We start from the raw sequence: 16,152 nt of genomic DNA, 5'->3' as shown, positions 1-16,152 counted from the left end.
GATGGGGGCCGCTTCGCGCCCCAGCGCGAGCAAGCTCGCTCGCCACAGTAGAGCGGCCAATAGCGGTCAGGGAGGTATTTGCCTGTGAGCCGTCGCCGTCGCGAGCCTGAAGAACACGTCAACCACGAACGCTGGCTGGTGTCCTACGCGGACTTCATCACCTTGCTGTTCGCGTTTTTCGTGGTGATGTACTCGATCTCGTCGATCAACGAAGGCAAGTACAAGATCATTTCCCAGGCGCTGGTCGGCGTGTTCAACGATGCCGAGCGGGCGCTCAAGCCGATCCCCATCGGCGAAGAGCGGCCCAAGACGGTGACCCCGGCCAAGCCCCTGGTCAATGACAGTGATGAAACCGCCGCCGGCATCGGCGGCACCAGCGACCCGCTCAAAAGTATCGCCGACGATATCAGTGCCGCCTTTGGCGACCTGATCAGCTCCAACCAGATGACCGTGCGCGGCAATGAGTTGTGGGTGGAGATCGAGCTGAACTCCAGTCTGTTGTTCGCCAGTGCCGATGCGTTGCCCAGTGACCAGGCGTTCACGATCATCGACAAGGTGGCGGCGATCCTCAAACCGTTTGAAAACCCGATCCACGTGGAAGGCTTCACCGACAATTTCCCCATCAGCACCGCGCAGTACCCGACCAACTGGGAACTGTCCTCGGCCCGCGCGTCGAGCATCGTGCGCATGTTGGCCATGCAGGGCGTGAACCCCCAGCGCCTGGCGTCTGTGGGCTATGGTGAATTCCAGCCGGTGGCCAATAACGCCACGTTGGAAGGCCGCGCCCGTAACCGCCGGGTGGTGCTGGTGGTCTCGCGCAACCTGGATGTGCGTCGCAGCCTGACCGGTACTGGCACTGCCAATGCCACCCCGGATGCGGCGTTGAAGCGTGCTGGCACACAAACTGCACCGCCCGTTGTCAAGCCGCCGGTCCGACCGAGTAACGTCAATTCTCCGTCGCTGGCTCAATAACCGTATGCAATGTCTCGGTCGCGCCTGTGCCCGCCGGGAGGAACCAACCGAATGAGAGTCTGGGCAGTTGCCAATCAAAAGGGTGGGGTCGGCAAGACCACCACTTCCATCGCCTTGGCCGGCTTGCTGGCCGAAGCGGGCAAGCGTGTGGTCGTGGTTGACCTGGACCCCCACGGTTCCATGACCAGCTATTTCGGCTACGACCCGGATGCGCTGGAACACAGCTGCTATGACTTGTTTTTACACAAGGGCAGCGTCCCGGCGGATCTGCCTGGGCAACTGCTGTTGCCCACCAGCAACGAAAGCATTTCCCTGCTGCCGTCGAGCACCGCCCTGGCCACCCTGGAGCGCCAGTCGCCAGGCCAGAGCGGCCTGGGCCTGGTGATCGCCAAGACCCTGGCGCAGCTGTGGCAGGACTTCGATTACGCGATCATCGACAGCCCGCCGTTGCTCGGCGTGCTGATGGTCAATGCGTTGGCGGCCAGCCAGCAATTGGTGATCCCGGTGCAGACCGAGCACCTGGCGGTCAAGGGCCTGGAGCGTATGGTCAGCACCCTGGCGATGATCAACCGTTCGCGCAAGCAGGCGCTGCCGTTCAGTATCGTGCCGACCTTGTTCGACCGTCGCACCCAGGCGTCCCTCGGCACCTTGCGCGTATTGCGCGATGCCTACCCGGACACCATCTGGAATGGCTACATCCCGGTGGACACGCGCCTGCGTGACGCCAGCCGTGCCGGGCTCACACCGTCGCAGTTCGACGGCAAGAGCCGTGGGGTGCTGGCCTACCGTGCGTTGCTCAAGCACCTGCTGTCGCAACAACTTGTGGCGCAGGTGGCGTGATGAACCGTCCTGTCGAATTCAAGACCCGCCCGCAACTGGCACTGGAATCCTACCTGGATGCCTTGCTGCAGGATGCGACGGCCGAGGAACTGCCAGAACCGATTCTGGTACTTGAGCCTGCTGTCGAACCCGAAAGCCCGCTGGATGAATTCCAGCAGGCGGTGATGGAAGAACAGGCGCGGGATGCGCAGGTGGTGGAGGCGCCCGTGGTGGTGCCGAGAGCCCCGGCAGTGGTGGCCCCCCCGGTGGTCGAACCGCTGGTGGACGTGCACCTGCCGCCCAGCATCACGCCGCCGCCGGTGACGGGCGACGGTCGGCCCTCATGGGCTGCCGAGCCGTTCGAGTGCCTGCTGTTCGACGTTGCCGGGTTGACCCTGGCGGTGCCGCTGGTGTGCCTGGGCTCGATCTATTCCCTGGAAGGCCAGGAGCTGACGCCGCTGTTCGGGCAGCCGGAGTGGTTCCTCGGCATCCTGCCCAGCCAGGCCGGCAACCTCAAGGTGCTGGATACGGCGCGTTGGGTGATGCCCGACCGCTACCGCGATGATTTTCGCCAGGGCCTGCAATACGTGATCTCGGTGCAGGGCTACGAGTGGGGGCTGGCGGTGCATCAAGTCAGCCGCTCGTTGCGCCTGGACCCGAATGAAATCAAATGGCGCAGCCACCGCGGCCAGCGGCCGTGGCTGGCGGGCACTGTGATCGAACACATGTGCGCGTTGCTGGATGTCGCCGAACTGGCCGAGTTGATCGCCAGTGGTGCGGTGAAGGCAATGCCACAGAACAAACGCAGTTGATTGAACAATAAGGGCCGTGCGGTTGCGCGGCCTACGTGCACACACGCCGTCGATAGCGGCATTTGAAGGGGTCAGATGAATGAACAAGTCAGCGTCCGCACAAGGTTTGGATGATCCGATCCTGCAATGGGTGACCTTCAAGCTGGATAACGAAACCTACGGCATCAACGTGATGCGCGTGCAGGAAGTGTTGCGCTACACCGAGATCGCCCCGGTTCCAGGCGCGCCAAGCTACGTGCTGGGCATCATCAACCTGCGCGGCAACGTGGTGACGGTGATCGACACCCGTCAGCGGTTCGGTCTGGACACGGTTGAAGTCAGCGACAACACCCGTATCGTGATCATCGAAGCCGACAAGCAAGTGGTTGGCATCCTGGTCGACAGCGTGGCCGAGGTGGTTTACCTGCGCCAATCGGAAGTGGAAACCGCACCGAACGTGGGTAACGAAGAGTCGGCCAAGTTCATCCAGGGCGTGTGCAACAAGAACGGCGAGCTGCTGATTCTGGTTGAGCTGGACAAGATGATGAGCGAAGAAGAATGGTCGGAACTGGAGAGCATCTGATTGTTCCTTGAGGCAGCGGTGATTGTCCTGGCCCTGTTGTGGGCCGGGACCTTGGCGTTTGTGCTGCGCTATATGCGCCAGCAGCGGGAGTCGGCCTTGCAACAGGCCGAGCGCGATGCGGTGCGCGACCGGCGCATTCTGGAACTGGTCAAGCGTGTTGATCACTTCCAGCAAAGTGCGGTGCGGGTTGGGGATGAAGTGCATGAACTGCGTGCGATTCTCGCGCCGTTGCCCGACAGGTTGGTGCAATTGGAGCAGCGTGATCCGTCGAACCTGTCGTTTGCCCAGGCGGCCAAGCTGGTTGGCATGGGGGCGACGGTGGATGAGTTGACCCAGTCGTGTGGGCTGACCCAGGCTGAGGCGCAGTTGATGAGTAAGTTGCACAAGGGCTGATTCTCGACGCGGCTTGGCCGCCGCAGCGATCAACTGTGGGAGCTGGCTTGCCTGCGATGACGGCCTACCAGCCGACACCTCTCTACCTGACACCCCCCGATCCAACTGTGGGAGCTGGCTTGCCTGCGATGACGGCCTGCCAGCCGACATCTATCTGCCTGACAGCCCACATTTTGATCTGCATACCTCAATCAATTTTCTCCAGCCACAGACTTTTCCTGTTCCCCAAAGGTCAACATCCTTCAAGCACCTTGACCCAGGAGATTCTCCCAAATGACCGCCCCCAAAGCCCTGTTGATCCTCCACGGCAAACAAGCCCTCAACGAGGATGTGCGCGCTGCTGTGCTGGCGCGGCGTGAGCAGGGTGGGGAGTTGGCGGTGCGGGTGACCTGGGAGGGCGGTGATGCCCGGCGACTGGTCAATGAAGCCCTGGCCGAGGGGTACACCCATATCATTGCCGGCGGTGGCGACGGCACCTTGCGCGATGTGGCCGAAGCCATGGCCTATGCCAACACTGACGCCAGCCTGGTGCTGATGCCCCTGGGCACCGCCAATGATTTCGCCAAGGCCGCCGGCGTGCCGTTGGAGCCGGCTGGCGCCCTGGCCTTGCTGGACGTACAGCCCAGGGCGATCGACCTGGGCCAGGTCGGTGGGCAAATTTTCCTGAATATGGCCACCGGTGGTTTTGGCAGCCAGGTCACGGCCAACACCTCCGAAGACCTGAAGAAGGTCTTGGGCGGTGCCGCGTACCTGTTCACCGGTTTAACCCGCTTCAGTGAATTGAAAGCCGCCTACGGTGAATTGGAAGGCCCGGATTTCCATTGGAAAGGCGAGTTGCTCGCGTTGGGCATCGGCAACGGTCGCCAGGCCGGTGGCGGGCATGTGCTGTGCCCCGGTGCATTGGCTGATGACGGGCTGTTGGATGTCAGCATCTTGCCGGCGCCTCAAGAGGTGGTCGGCACGTTGCGTGAGTTGATGAACAACGGCTGGGGCCTGGACACCATGTTCGTGCGCGCACGCCTGCCCTGGGTGAAGATCAAGGTCGCACAAGGCTTGTACATCAACCTCGACGGCGAGCCGCTGGAAGGCGACGACCTGCACTTCGAGGCGCTGCCCAATGCCCTGCGCGTGCACTTGCCGCTGGGTTCGCCGTTAGTCGTCCAGGCTGATGATCTGCTCACGCACGGCAAATAGCACCAGGCCCGCCACGTCAAAAATCTGCAAGCGCTTCATGATCTGCGAGCGGTGGGCTTCGACAGTCTTGATGCTCAGGCCCAGGCCGTGGGCAATTTCCCGGGTGGATTTGCCGCGCACGATCAAGCGCAGGATTTCCAGTTGCCGCGCCGTCAGGTTGTGGCTGTGGGCGACAGGCGCGCTGGAGTCCTGGCTACGGATCAGCGCCTGGTTGATCACTGTGTGGGCGATGGCAGGGCTCAGATAGCGTTCGTTGTTACGCAGAGCCAGCAGGGCATGTTCCAGCTCGTTGGCGGTGGTGTCCTTGAGCAGGTAGCCGTGGGCACCAGACTCCAGGGCGCGCATGATCATCTCGGGATCGGTGTGCATCGACAGGATCAGCACTTTGCACTTGGGGTAGGCGCGCTTGAGCTGCTGCAAGGCATCCAGGCCCACGGTGTGTTTCATCGACAGGTCCAGCAGCACAATGTCGGGCTGCAGGGCGCAGAATTTCTCAAGCAGTTGCGCGCCGTCGCTGGCCTCGCCAACAACGGCGTAGCCGGGGATATCCAGGATCAGCGCGCGCACGCCGGCGCGGATCAAGGCATGGTCATCGACCAGGAGCAGGTTGCAGGTCACCGGAGAACCTTATGGGCACTGGCCCGTTCGAGGGCGCGGGGGGCCCAGGGGAAAAGTGCGTGGATGCGTGTGCCGTTGCCCGGCTGGCTGCTGACGGACACGGTGCCGCCCAACTGGTGGGCCCGTTCGCACATGCCGGCCATGCCCCGTTGGCCTTCCTTGCCGGGGTCGGCGGCAGGTGCGAAGCCCTGACCGTCATCGCATATCGTCAGTGACAGCCCTTCCGGCAAGCGTTGCAGGCGCACCAGCAGGTTGTGTGCCTTCGCATGGCGCAGCATGTTGGTGACCGCTTCCTGGGTGATGCGAAAGGCCGCCACGGCCATTTCTTCGGGAATGCCGGTGAGGCGTTGCTGACACTCCAGGCTCCAGCACACCTGGGTATTTTCCAGGGCCTTGAGCAGGTGCGCGCGCAGGCTGGCTTCCAGCCCCAGGCTTGCCAGTTGGCGAGGGTTGAGAATGGCGGACACGTCGCGCACCTTGGCCAGGGTTTCATTGAGCGTATTGCACAGCACCGAGCAATGAATTTGCAGGTCTTGGGGCAGTCGACGCTGCAACCATTCGCTCTGCAACTTGGCGGCGGTCAGCAGTTGGCCGATGTCATCGTGCAGCTCGCGGCTGAGGCGGTGGCGTTCGTTTTCCTGGACTTGCAGCAGGCGGTCGGCCAGCTCCTGGGGCTGGAACTTGATGGCTTTGCGCGAGCGCCACTGGTGCAGGGCGACCACTGCCAACGTGACCAGGTTGAGCAACACAATCACTAATGGCAGCGGCGCGCCTTGCAGGTAAACCCACAGGCTGACCAGCAGTGAGCACAGGCACAGGGCAAGGATGAGGGGGCGCGCATGGCGGCGGGACACGAACCTTGCGATGAGTGACTTGAGGCTGGCGTACATAGCGGATGGAGCCAATGAGGGTTCACTGCGCGAAGACCGGTCACGGCGGTTGACTGGGCTCTGTCGAGAGTGCGGTGCCGGATCGTGGTTATCCATAATGAAGTTGCTTCATTTCGAGCGGGGCATGGTACCACCACTATTACCGTTGGTCGCCTGGCATATTCCTCCCTCGATATATTAACCACGTCAATGCCCTGACGGTCAGGCCAGCGCTCTTGAGTTGTATTAGTTAGACTGATTTGTACAATTTTCAAGGTGCTGGCTAATTGATATTTCTTCAGTCTCTAGAAGTGTTTCATCTTTGCCTTAAACGGTCGCTTTTAGATAACACGGGTATTAAATACGACCTCTCCTTGATTTAAGACCTCTGCTGTAGACGCTGCTGATGGCCGTAGTCTTTTTGCGGAATCTGCGAGGTCACCGTGGCAATCAGCGAAGTTTGCTCACTGTCATCCAGGCCCAGTTCCCCGGTACGGATGTCAATCAGCTCCAGTTGCCAAGCCAGTAACCTCAGGCAGTCGTGCAACGCCTCCAGGGCCTGGTCATGCAGTTGCACCGGGCTCACGGCATTGGCGATCAGGTATTGAATATGCCGGGAGAACTCGCTGATCGCCTGCAAGGCCAGGCCATCGGCTTTTTCTGCCAGTTTGGCCAAGCTGGTTTTCATGCAGTCGATGGCGTCGCTGTCATTGCGGATCAAATGCAGGTGGTTCAGGCATTCCTCGGACTTGGCCAGCAGCATTTCGGCTTCCAGCAAAAACTCGGGAAGCGCGGTTTGCCATTCGTTCGCGCTATTCATCATGCAAGTCTCCACAACTTAAGGTCGGGTGATGAGATGTCGCACCGGGTGAATGGCTTAAAACTAGCGCTGAAATACGACTGGGGCGTGTAGGTTGCTTCCGATAATCCAGTAGGACGTTTATTGAAAAACTCACGAATGCCGCCTTTAACCGCTGTTAGGCGGGATGACGCAACTTCAGTTGCCGATACGTGAGTGCCTGAAAGGCCCGTAGACCAAGGGCTTGGGTGGGCAAACAAAAGCCTGACTCCATTCATGCAATGAGAATGGCGTCACATTAATGGCTATTAGATATCGCGAATATCAGGTTGGGCCTGATTGCGTATAGGGGAATCCCCTATGTGGTGGAACTGCACGTCAATTCGACTGTCGCGCAAGGCGGCTTGATAGAGCATCAAGGGCCCAAGCAGTAAAGCATGATGTCAGTGTGACATCAATGGATTTACATGGCATTTTATTGGGGTCAAGGTCCGGCGCTTGCCGCCGATAACGTGCTTATACAGCTGCATACCCTTTCACGCGCCTGCGGCGTGTACACCAGGAGCTTTTAATGGCCGGCATTCTCGACACGGTAGATCAACGCACGCAATTGGTGGGTGAGAATCGCCTGGAAATTCTCATGTTCCGCCTCTTCGGACGGCAGTTGTTCGCGATCAACGTGTTCAAAGTGCAGGAAGTGCTGCAGTTGCCCAAGCTGACCCTGATGCCCCAGCGCCACCCGTTCGTGTGTGGGGTGGTCAACCTGCGTGGCCAGACCCTGCCGGTGATCGACCTGTCCCAGGCCATCGGCATGCGTCCTTTGGTACCGGGCCCCAACAGCACCATTATCGTCACCGAATATAATCGCTCGGTGCAGGCGTTCCTGGTGGGCGGTGTCGACCGCATCGTCAACATGAACTGGGAAGCCATCCTGCCGCCGCCGACCAGCGCCGGTCGCCAGCACTACCTCACCGCCATCAGCAAGGTCGATGAGCAACTGGTGGAAATCATCGACGTGGAAAAAGTCCTCGCCGAGATCGTGCCCTACAACGCCAAGGTCTCCCGGGACAAACTTGAAGACCCGGTGCTGGAGCGTGCCCGTGGCCGCGAAGTGCTTCTGGTGGATGATTCCAACGTGGCGTTGTCGCAGTTGCGTGACACCCTGGGCCAGTTGGGCGTGAAGATGCACGTCGCCAGCGACGGTCTCAAGGCACTGAACATGCTCAAGGCTTGGGCCGACAGCGGCCAGGTGATGACCGACAAACTGCTGATGATCTTCACCGACGCCGAAATGCCCGAGATGGATGGCTACCGTCTCACTACCGAAATCCGCAACGACCCGCGCCTGCGTGGTCTGTACGTGGTGATGCACACCTCGCTGTCGGGCAGCTTCAATGACTCGATGGTCAAGAAGGTCGGCTGCGACAATTTCCTCTCCAAATTCCAGCCGGACAAGCTGGTGGACGTGGTACGCCAGCGACTGATGTTGGACGAAATGCCCGCCTGACTTTAGGATGACACTTTGTTTCCTAGGAAGGCAGGCCCATGCTGCGTCTCAGCGCGTTGTACCGTTACCCCTTGAAGTCCGGCAAGGCCGAAGCCTTGCAGCAGATTGGCCTGGATAAACTCGGGTTGGACGGGGATCGACGCTGGATGCTGGTGGATGAAGCCAGCGGGCGGTTCCTGACGCAACGGGCCGTGGCGAAGATGAGCCAGCTCTCGGCGTTGTGGAACAGCAGCGGGGGCCTGACCCTGAGTTCGCCGGGCTACGCGCCATTGGATGTGGCATTGCCGGGCAGCGCCAGCGAACTGCGTGGTGTGACCATCTGGCGCGACACCCTGCGTGTGCCGGATGCTGGCGATGAGGCCGCGGCCTGGGTCAGTGCATTCATTGGCAAGCCGACGCGCTTGGTGCAACTGCCCCTGGAACGTGCGCGCACCACCGAAGCCGGGTATGGCAAGGATGACGACAAGGTCGGCTTCGCTGACGGCTACCCGTTGCTGTTGATCGGCCAGGGCTCCCTCGACGACTTGTGTGAAAAGATCGGCCGCCCGATGCAGATGCTGCGTTTTCGTCCCAACCTGGTCATCGAGGGCGCCGAGGCTTTCGCCGAAGACGGCTGGAAGCGCTTGCGCATCGGCGACGTGGAGTTTCGGGTGGTCAAGCCGTGCTCGCGGTGCATCCTCACCACAGTCGACCCCCAGACCGGTGAGCGCAGCCCCGACCGCGAGCCTTTCGCGACGCTGCAAACCTACCGCCAGACCGAAAAGGGCGCGATGTTCGGCCAGAACCTGGTCAACGATGGCATCGGGCGCCTGGAAGTCGGCATGCCGGTAACGGTGCTGGAATAAAAAAGCCCGTCTCGTGGGAGACGGGCTTTTTGTGTGCCGGGTACCGCTTAGCCGCGGTATTCACACAGGTAGGCGGTGTCCACCGCAACCTTCAACTGGAACTTGCTGTTGGCCGGTACGTTGAACTGGCTGCCGGCAGCGAAGGTTTCCCAGTCGCTGCTGTCGGGCAGCTTCACGGTCAGGGCGCCGGAGACCACGTGCATGATTTCACGTTGGGCGGTGCCGAATTCGTATTCACCCGGAGCCATCACGCCGATGGTCGCCGGCCCTTCTGCGGTGCCGAAAGCGATCGACTTGACGGTGCCGTCGAAGTACTCGTTGACTTTGAACATGGGTGAATCCTCGGAAAAGATGGATGCTTACGCTCATCACTGCAGGCGCGGGCTTCTGTGGCGAGGGAGCTTGCTCCCGTTGACTGCGTAGCAGTCCCCGTTTTTTGGGGGCGCTTCGCACCCCAGCGCAAGCAAGCTTGCTCGCCACAGGATTTCGTTGGTGCAGGTGGGCAGCATCAAAGGAAATTGGTTGGCCAGTATGCCCAAGGCTGCAAGCGCTGCCTAGACCGGCAATATCAGCGGCAGCAGGCGTGCGGTGTTGCGTGCATCCTCCAGGGCGCGATGCTGCTGGCCATTGAACTGCATTCCTGCCAATTGCAGCGCACCATTGAGGCCCAGCGGCTTGTCCAGGCGCCGGGCCTTGGCAAAGCGTTGCTTGAGGTTCACATGCGGCGTATCGCCCAGGGCGCTGGCGAGGCCATGGCGCTGCCACTCCAGCTCAAGCTGCACGCGATCATAGTCACCCCAACTGGCCCAGCCTTCCAGGCGTGGCTGATGTTGGCCCAGCCAGCGCTCGAACAGCGGCCACACCTCGGTGATCGGCGCGGCCATGTCGATATTGGCCTGGGTGATATGGGTGAGTTTGCGGCAAAAGGGTGTCAGCAATGGCCGGCGCAAGGGCCGCACAAAGCGCTGGAAGTGGTCCAGTTCGCGGCCCTGGCGGTTGACCAGGCTGGCGCCGATCTCGATGACTTCCATCTCTGTCACGGGCCAGCCGCCGTCATCCGTTGTGGCTTCAAGGTCAATAATCAGCCAATGAGGCATGTGCAGGTTCCCGTACTCGTCCCTTCCTGATGGGGATAGAGCGTAGCCCGGCCCTGTAGTTCCGCCTAGGGGCGTTATTCGATCTCCAGCAAAACCTGACGGTTGCGCACCTGGTCGCCCGTCATGACGCGCATCTCCTTGACGGTGCCATCGATGCCGGCCTTCAACGGGTGCTCCATTTTCATCGCTTCGAGCACCAGCAACAGTTGGCCTTTGCTGACGGTCTCACCGACGCACACCCGTATATCGACGATGGCGCCGTCCATGGGCGCCTGGACCGTGCCGCTGCTGGCGTCGGCCTGGCGGCTGGCGACTTGCTGGGTGCGGTCTGTGACGGTCAGCCCTGGTAGCCATAGCCGGTTGCCGTCCAGGTGATAAGCGATGCGGCGGCGGACCCCCTTGATGACGAGGCTGGCGTGACGGCCGTCGGTGGTGAGTTGCAGGTCGTCAACGCTGACGCTGTGGAGTTGGCCGTTGGCCTCCAGACGGTACGTTACGGGGACACTCGCCGTATTGCGCCAGCGCGCAAGTGTTTGGGTGTGCTGGTTGGCGCTGTGTTGATAAAACAGCGCGGCGGCCAGCTTGAGCTGTTCAGCGGTCGCCGTCTGCTGTGGGATGACGCTGAAGTGTTCGGCGATCAACCCCGTGCTGAAGTCGCCATTGATAAAGTCCGGGTGCTTGAGCAGGTCGATGAGCAAACGCTGGTTGGTCGCCACGCCCAGCAATACGCTGTCTTCCACGGCCCGCAGCAGTTTTCGCCGGGCTTCTTCGCGGCTGGCGCCGTGGGCGATGATCTTGCCCAGCATCGGGTCGTAGAACGGGCTGACGGTTTGGCCTTCAAGCAATCCATGGTCGATGCGTACGCCTGGGGCTGGTTCCCAACGCAACACGTCACCGGTTTGCGGCAGGAAGCCATGGGCCGGGTCTTCGGCGTACAGGCGTACTTCCATGGCGTGGCCGGTCAGGGTCACCTGCGATTGGGTGAGTGGCAGCGGTTGGCCGGCGGCGATCTGCAACTGCCAGTCCACCAGGTCGAGGCCGGTAATCATCTCGGTGACGGGGTGTTCGACTTGCAGGCGCGTGTTCATTTCCAGGAAATAAAACTGGCCGTTGCGGTCGAGCAGAAACTCCACGGTGCCGGCACCTACATAGCTCACCGCCCGCCCGGCCTTGAGCGCGGCTTCGCCCATGGCCTGGCGCAGATCGGGCGTCATCACGGGGCAGGGCGCTTCTTCAATGACTTTCTGATGGCGGCGCTGTATCGAACAGTCGCGTTCGCCGAGGTAAATGAGGTTGCCATGGCTGTCGCCGAACAGCTGCACTTCCACGTGGCGCGGGTCGATCAGCGCCTGTTCGAGGATCAACTCGTCGCTGCCGAACGCATTCATGGCTTCCGAGCGTGCGGTGCGCAGTTGCTCCAGCAGCTGTTCGCGCTGGTGCACCAGGCGCATGCCACGCCCACCGCCACCGGCGCTGGCCTTGATCATCAGTGGGAAGCCGATGCGTTCGGCTTCCCGTTGCAGGGTGGCATCGTCCTGGGCACTGCCTTGATAACCGGCGATGCAAGGTACGCCGGCGTCGAGCATGGCGAGTTTGGACAGGCGTTTGCTGCCCATCAGTTCGATCGCCTCGGCGCTGGGGCCGATGAAGGTGAGCGTGGCCTGCTGGCAGGCGCGGGCGAAGTCGGGGTTTTCCGAGAGGAAGCCGTAGCCGGGGTGAATGGCGTCGGCGCCGGTCAGTTGGGCGGCGGCGAGGATGGCCTCTGTGTTCAGGTAGGACTGGTGGACGGGCGCCGGGCCGATGTGTACGGCTTCGTCGGCCATCTGCACGTGCAGGGCATCGGTATCCGCGTCGCTGTACACGGCCACGGTGCGGTAGCCGAGGGCCTGGGCAGTGCGCTGGATGCGGCAGGCGATTTCACCGCGGTTGGCGATCAGGATCTTGGTGAATGCGGGCATTGGGTTATCCCTTGGTGGATGTGGCGTGTGTTGGGGCTTCTTCGCAGGCAAGCCAGCTCCCACATTTGAAATGTCTCCCCCTGTGGGAGCTGGCTTGCCTGCGATGGCGTCATCGAGACCAACTCGGCTTTCGCTTCTGCACAAACGCCTGCGTCCCCTCGACCCCTTCTTCACTCCTCACCGCCTCGGCAAACCACTGCGCCCCGCGATCCAGCACGGCCTCAAGGGGCTCATCCACACTGGCCAGCAACAGCGCTTTAGTCCGTGCGTTCGCCCCCGGCGCACACTGCAACACCTGCCCCAATACCTCATCCACCCGCTGCGCCAATGCCTGGGCGTCGTGCTCGACAAAATGCACCACTCCCAGCCGCCCAGCCTCCACCCCATCAAACCGCGCCGCCGTCAGCGCCAGGCGCCGCGTGTGAGTAAGGCCAATACGCTTGACCACAAACGGCGCAATTTGCGCCGGCAACAAGCCCAGGCGGGTCTCGGGCAAGCCGAACTGCGCCTGGCCCTCTGCAATCGCAATATCACTCACGCTCGCCAGCCCGAACCCACCGCCCAGCACCGCGCCTTGCAGCACCGCGATCACCACGGGTGTCAGTGCCTGCACCTCTTGCAGCAAGGTGCCAAATGCGCGGTTCAACGTTTGCAGTTGATCCCCCGCGCTGACCAGATCCTTCACATCGGCCCCCGCGCAAAAATGCCCGCCCGCGCCGCTGATCACCACGGCGCGCACCTGGCTGTCCAACTGCGCCAGTACCGCGCGCAGCTCATTGACCATTTCAAGGCTCATTGCATTGCGGCATTCGGGCCGGTTGAGGGTGATATGCAGCACGCCGTTGTGGGCTTCTAGCAGCAAGGTGCTCATGGCTTTTTACCGGGCAGGGTGCCCATCAGTTTGCAGATGATGCCCAGCATGATTTCGTCGGCACCGCCGCCAATCGACACCAGGCGCACGTCGCGATAGGCGCGGGCCACCGGGTTGTCCCACATGAAGCCCATGCCGCCCCAATATTGCAGGCAACTGTCGCTGACCTCACGGCCCAGGCGCCCGGCCTTGAGTTTGGCCATGGAGGCCAGCCGCGTGACATCCTGGCCCTTGATGTACTGCTCGGTGGCCTGGTAGACCAAGGCGCGCAGGCATTCGATTTCGGTGGCCAGTTCCGCCAGGCGGAAGTGGATTACTTGGTTGTCGATCAACGCCTTGCCGAAGGTTTGGCGCTCCTTGCAGTATTCGATGGTGCTGTCGATGCAGTACTCCAGGCCCTTGATCATATTGGCCGCGCCAAACAGGCGTTCCTCCTGGAACTGCAACATCTGCATCATGAAGCCCGCGCCTTCGTGGCCGATGCGGTTGCGTTGCGGTACGCGCACGCCGTCGAAAAACACCTGGGCGGTCTCGGAGCTGTGCATGCCGAGTTTTTCCAACGGCGGGCTGACGCTGATGCCGGGGCTGTTCATCGGCACCATGATCAGGGATTTGTTGATGTGCGGCTTGTCGTCCGAGGTGTTGGCCAGCAGGCAGATGAAGTCAGCGCTGGGCGAATTGGTGATCCACATCTTGCTGCCATTGATCACGTAGTCATCGCCGTCCTTGCGCGCATGGGTCTTGAGCCCGGCCACGTCGGAGCCGGCGCCGGTTTCCGAGACGCCGATGCAGCCCACTTGTTCGCCGCTGATGGCCGGGCGCAGGAACTCTTCGCGCAGTTCATCGGAGCCGAAGCGCGCCAGGGCCGGAGTGCACATATCGGTCTGCACACCAATGGACATGGGGATGCCGCCGCAGCGGATGGTGCCGAACTCTTCGGCGGCGACAATGGAGTAGCTGTAGTCCAGGCCCATGCCGCCGAATTTTTCCGGTTTGGAGATGCCCAGCAGGCCGAGGTCGCCGGCCTTGCGGAAGATTTCGTGAATGGGGAAGCGCCCGGCTTTTTCCCATTCATCCACGTACGGGTTGATCTCGCGGTGGACGAAGGCGCGCACGGTGCGGCGCAGTTCCTGGTGTTCCTGGGTGAAGATCATTTTTATTGTTCTCCCTGTTGGGACGCGGAGCGTCCTGGTTTGCATTCCCACGCGGAGCGTGGGAACGATCAGCGCGCCACGCCAAAGCTGTTCGGTTGCAGTTGCCGCAGTTCGGCTTCGTGACAGATATCCAGCAAAAATCCGAGCAAGGTGCGGGTGTCCCGTGGATCAATCAGCCCGTCGTCCCACAGGTTGGCGCTGCCGTAGAGGGCGGTGGACTGGCTGTCGAGCTTCTGCGCGGTGACCTGTTCGAGCATGTCGAGCACCTTGGGGTCGGGCACCAGGCCGTCCTTGAGTTGCTTGGCCTCGGTGACAATGCGCAGCACCTTGCCCGCTTGTGCGCCGCCCATCACCGCGGTGCGGCTGTTGGGCCAGGCGAAGATAAAGCGCGGGTCCAGGCCGCGGCCGCACATGGCGTAGTTGCCGGCACCGTAGGAGCCACCGACCACGATGGTGAGTTTAGGCACACGGGCATTGGCCACCGCCTGGATCATCTTCGCGCCGTGCTTGATCACCCCTTGCTGTTCCGACTCGGTGCCCACCATGAAGCCGGTGGTGTTGTGCAAAAACAGCAGCGGCGTGCGGCTTTGGTCGCACAGCTGGATAAACTGCGCGGCCTTGCTCGCGCCCTTTGGGGTGATGGGGCCGTTATTGCCGATCACTCCCACGGCGCGCCCCTGGATATGCAGATGGGCGCAGACGGTGTGGGGGTCGAACTCGCCTTTGAATTCCAGCAGGTTGGAACCGTCGGCCAGGCGCGCCAGGATTTCGCGCACGTCATAGGGCTTTTTCGGGTCATCGGGGATCAGCCCCAACAGCTCTTCAATCGGGTACAGCGGTTCGCGATAGGCGCGGGGTGGCGCGTGCGGCAAGCGATCATTCCAGGGCAGCAGGCCCACAATTTCACGCACGATGCGCACGCCGTCGGCATCGTCTTGGGCCAGGTACTCAGCGGTGCCGGCGGTTTGCGCGTGCATCTGCGCACCCCCCAGTTCTTCATCGGTGGCGACTTCGCCAGTGGCGGCCTTGAGCAACGGTGGCCCGGCGAGGAACAGCTTGGCCTTGCCGCGCACCACCACCACGTAATCCGACAGCCCCGGCTGATACGCACCGCCGGCCGTCGCCGAGCCGTGCACCACGGTGATCTGCGGCAAGCCCATGGCGGACATGCGTGCCTGGTTGGCAAAGCTGCGCGCGCCTTCAACGAAAATCTCGGCGGCGTAGTTGAGGTTGGCGCCGCCGCTTTCGGCGAGGGTCACCACTGGCAGTTTGTTCTCCATGGCGATCTGTTGCAGGCGCAGGGATTTTTTCAGCCCGGAGGGGGAAATGGTGCCGCCTTTGATCGCGCTGTTGTTGGCCACCACCAGCATGCGCACGCCGCTGACATAGCCGATACCAGCGATCAGCCCGCCACCGGCGGCGCTACCGTCCTTGTCGTCGTGGAGTTTGTAGCCGGCCAGACTGGCCAGCTCCAGGAAAGGCGCGCCGGGGTCCAGCAGCAGGTTGAGGCGCTCACGGGGCAGCAATTGGCCGCGCTTGTCGAACTTGGGCTTGGCTTCCTGGGCCTTGGCCAGCAGGGTGTGTTCCAGTTGACGTAGCTGGGCAATGGACGCCAGCATGGCTTCGCGGTTTTGCGCGAACGCTGGGCTGTTAGGCTCGATCATGGTTTCAATGACAGGCAT

General features: G+C 61.8%; 17 protein-coding genes. 8 read left to right on the top strand and 9 right to left on the bottom strand.

Going from position 1 to position 16,152, the window contains the following annotated elements:
* The first annotated feature begins 84 nt into the window (after window positions 1-84).
* From motD to yegS, 6 genes are all read left to right on the top strand, one after another.
* Window positions 85-972 (top strand): flagellar motor protein MotD, encoded by an 888-nt coding sequence (gene motD, locus GIV26_RS16230; protein ID WP_236281504.1) that lies wholly within the window; start codon window positions 85-87, stop codon window positions 970-972.
* Window positions 973-1,023: 51 nt separating this feature from the next.
* Window positions 1,024-1,812 carry a ParA family protein gene (locus GIV26_RS16225; RefSeq protein WP_014719332.1) on the top strand — a complete coding sequence of 263 codons (789 nt, stop codon included), beginning with the start codon at window positions 1,024-1,026 and terminating at the stop codon, window positions 1,810-1,812.
* The gene (locus tag GIV26_RS16220; RefSeq protein WP_236281502.1) at window positions 1,812-2,603 is read left to right on the top strand and encodes a CheW domain-containing protein; all 792 of its coding nucleotides are present in this window, start codon (window positions 1,812-1,814) and stop codon (window positions 2,601-2,603) included. The genes GIV26_RS16225 and GIV26_RS16220 overlap by 1 nt, the downstream gene beginning before the upstream one ends.
* A 79-nt stretch (window positions 2,604-2,682) precedes the next feature.
* Window positions 2,683-3,165: a chemotaxis protein CheW gene (locus GIV26_RS16215; protein WP_003192896.1), complete on the top strand. Its 483-nt coding sequence runs from the start codon at window positions 2,683-2,685 to the stop codon at window positions 3,163-3,165.
* A complete protein-coding gene (locus GIV26_RS16210; protein ID WP_054896355.1) occupies window positions 3,166-3,558 on the top strand; it encodes a DUF2802 domain-containing protein in 393 nt (130 codons plus the stop codon).
* Between the two features lie 273 nt (window positions 3,559-3,831).
* Window positions 3,832-4,752 carry a lipid kinase YegS gene (yegS, locus tag GIV26_RS16205; protein WP_236281501.1) on the top strand — a complete coding sequence of 307 codons (921 nt, stop codon included), beginning with the start codon at window positions 3,832-3,834 and terminating at the stop codon, window positions 4,750-4,752.
* On the opposite strand, the gene GIV26_RS16200 is transcribed toward yegS, so the two are convergent.
* The 3 genes from GIV26_RS16200 to GIV26_RS16190 form a co-directional block, all read right to left on the bottom strand.
* On the bottom strand, window positions 4,711-5,370 hold the full coding sequence (locus GIV26_RS16200) for a response regulator transcription factor (protein ID WP_236281499.1): 660 nt from the start codon (window positions 5,368-5,370) through the stop codon (window positions 4,711-4,713). The genes yegS and GIV26_RS16200 overlap by 42 nt on opposite strands.
* Entirely contained in the window at window positions 5,367-6,260 is an 894-nt protein-coding gene (locus GIV26_RS16195; RefSeq protein WP_034126804.1) for a sensor histidine kinase, read from the bottom strand. The genes GIV26_RS16200 and GIV26_RS16195 overlap by 4 nt, the downstream gene beginning before the upstream one ends.
* Window positions 6,261-6,618: 358 nt before the next feature.
* Complete coding sequence (locus tag GIV26_RS16190; RefSeq protein ID WP_169918712.1) at window positions 6,619-7,062, bottom strand: hypothetical protein; 444 nt, start codon at window positions 7,060-7,062, stop codon at window positions 6,619-6,621.
* A 547-nt stretch (window positions 7,063-7,609) separates the two neighbouring features.
* Here GIV26_RS16190 and GIV26_RS16185 point away from each other — a divergent pair.
* Window positions 7,610-8,545: a chemotaxis protein CheV gene (locus tag GIV26_RS16185; protein WP_034126805.1), complete on the top strand. Its 936-nt coding sequence runs from the start codon at window positions 7,610-7,612 to the stop codon at window positions 8,543-8,545.
* Window positions 8,546-8,583: 38 nt separating this feature from the next.
* The gene (locus tag GIV26_RS16180) at window positions 8,584-9,390 is read left to right on the top strand and encodes an MOSC domain-containing protein (RefSeq protein WP_054920414.1); all 807 of its coding nucleotides are present in this window, start codon (window positions 8,584-8,586) and stop codon (window positions 9,388-9,390) included.
* 47 nt (window positions 9,391-9,437) lie between these two features.
* Here the strand turns inward: GIV26_RS16180 and ppnP are convergent, their stop codons facing one another.
* From ppnP to atuC, 6 genes are all read right to left on the bottom strand, one after another.
* Entirely contained in the window at window positions 9,438-9,722 is a 285-nt protein-coding gene (ppnP, locus tag GIV26_RS16175) for a pyrimidine/purine nucleoside phosphorylase (RefSeq protein WP_003226701.1), read from the bottom strand.
* 222 nt (window positions 9,723-9,944) lie between these two features.
* Window positions 9,945-10,487 carry an exonuclease domain-containing protein gene (locus GIV26_RS16170; RefSeq protein WP_019818536.1) on the bottom strand — a complete coding sequence of 181 codons (543 nt, stop codon included), beginning with the start codon at window positions 10,485-10,487 and terminating at the stop codon, window positions 9,945-9,947.
* Window positions 10,488-10,561: 74 nt separating this feature from the next.
* A complete protein-coding gene (locus GIV26_RS16165) occupies window positions 10,562-12,445 on the bottom strand; it encodes an acetyl/propionyl/methylcrotonyl-CoA carboxylase subunit alpha (protein WP_236281497.1) in 1,884 nt (627 codons plus the stop codon).
* Window positions 12,446-12,554: 109 nt separating this feature from the next.
* Window positions 12,555-13,316, bottom strand: a complete 762-nt coding sequence (locus GIV26_RS16160) for an enoyl-CoA hydratase/isomerase family protein (RefSeq protein WP_236281496.1) — start codon at window positions 13,314-13,316, stop codon at window positions 12,555-12,557.
* Window positions 13,313-14,470: a citronellyl-CoA dehydrogenase gene (atuD, locus tag GIV26_RS16155; protein WP_236281494.1), complete on the bottom strand. Its 1,158-nt coding sequence runs from the start codon at window positions 14,468-14,470 to the stop codon at window positions 13,313-13,315. The genes GIV26_RS16160 and atuD overlap by 4 nt, the downstream gene beginning before the upstream one ends.
* A gap of 68 nt (window positions 14,471-14,538) precedes the next feature.
* On the bottom strand, window positions 14,539-16,152 hold the full coding sequence (gene atuC, locus GIV26_RS16150; protein ID WP_236281493.1) for an acyl-CoA carboxylase subunit beta: 1,614 nt from the start codon (window positions 16,150-16,152) through the stop codon (window positions 14,539-14,541).

This window comes from Pseudomonas sp. PA-1-3F (genome assembly GCF_021609665.1).
Taxonomy (GTDB): Bacteria; Pseudomonadota; Gammaproteobacteria; order Pseudomonadales; family Pseudomonadaceae; genus Aquipseudomonas; species Aquipseudomonas paracarnis.
This window is presented reverse-complemented; position numbering and strand designations above follow the sequence as displayed.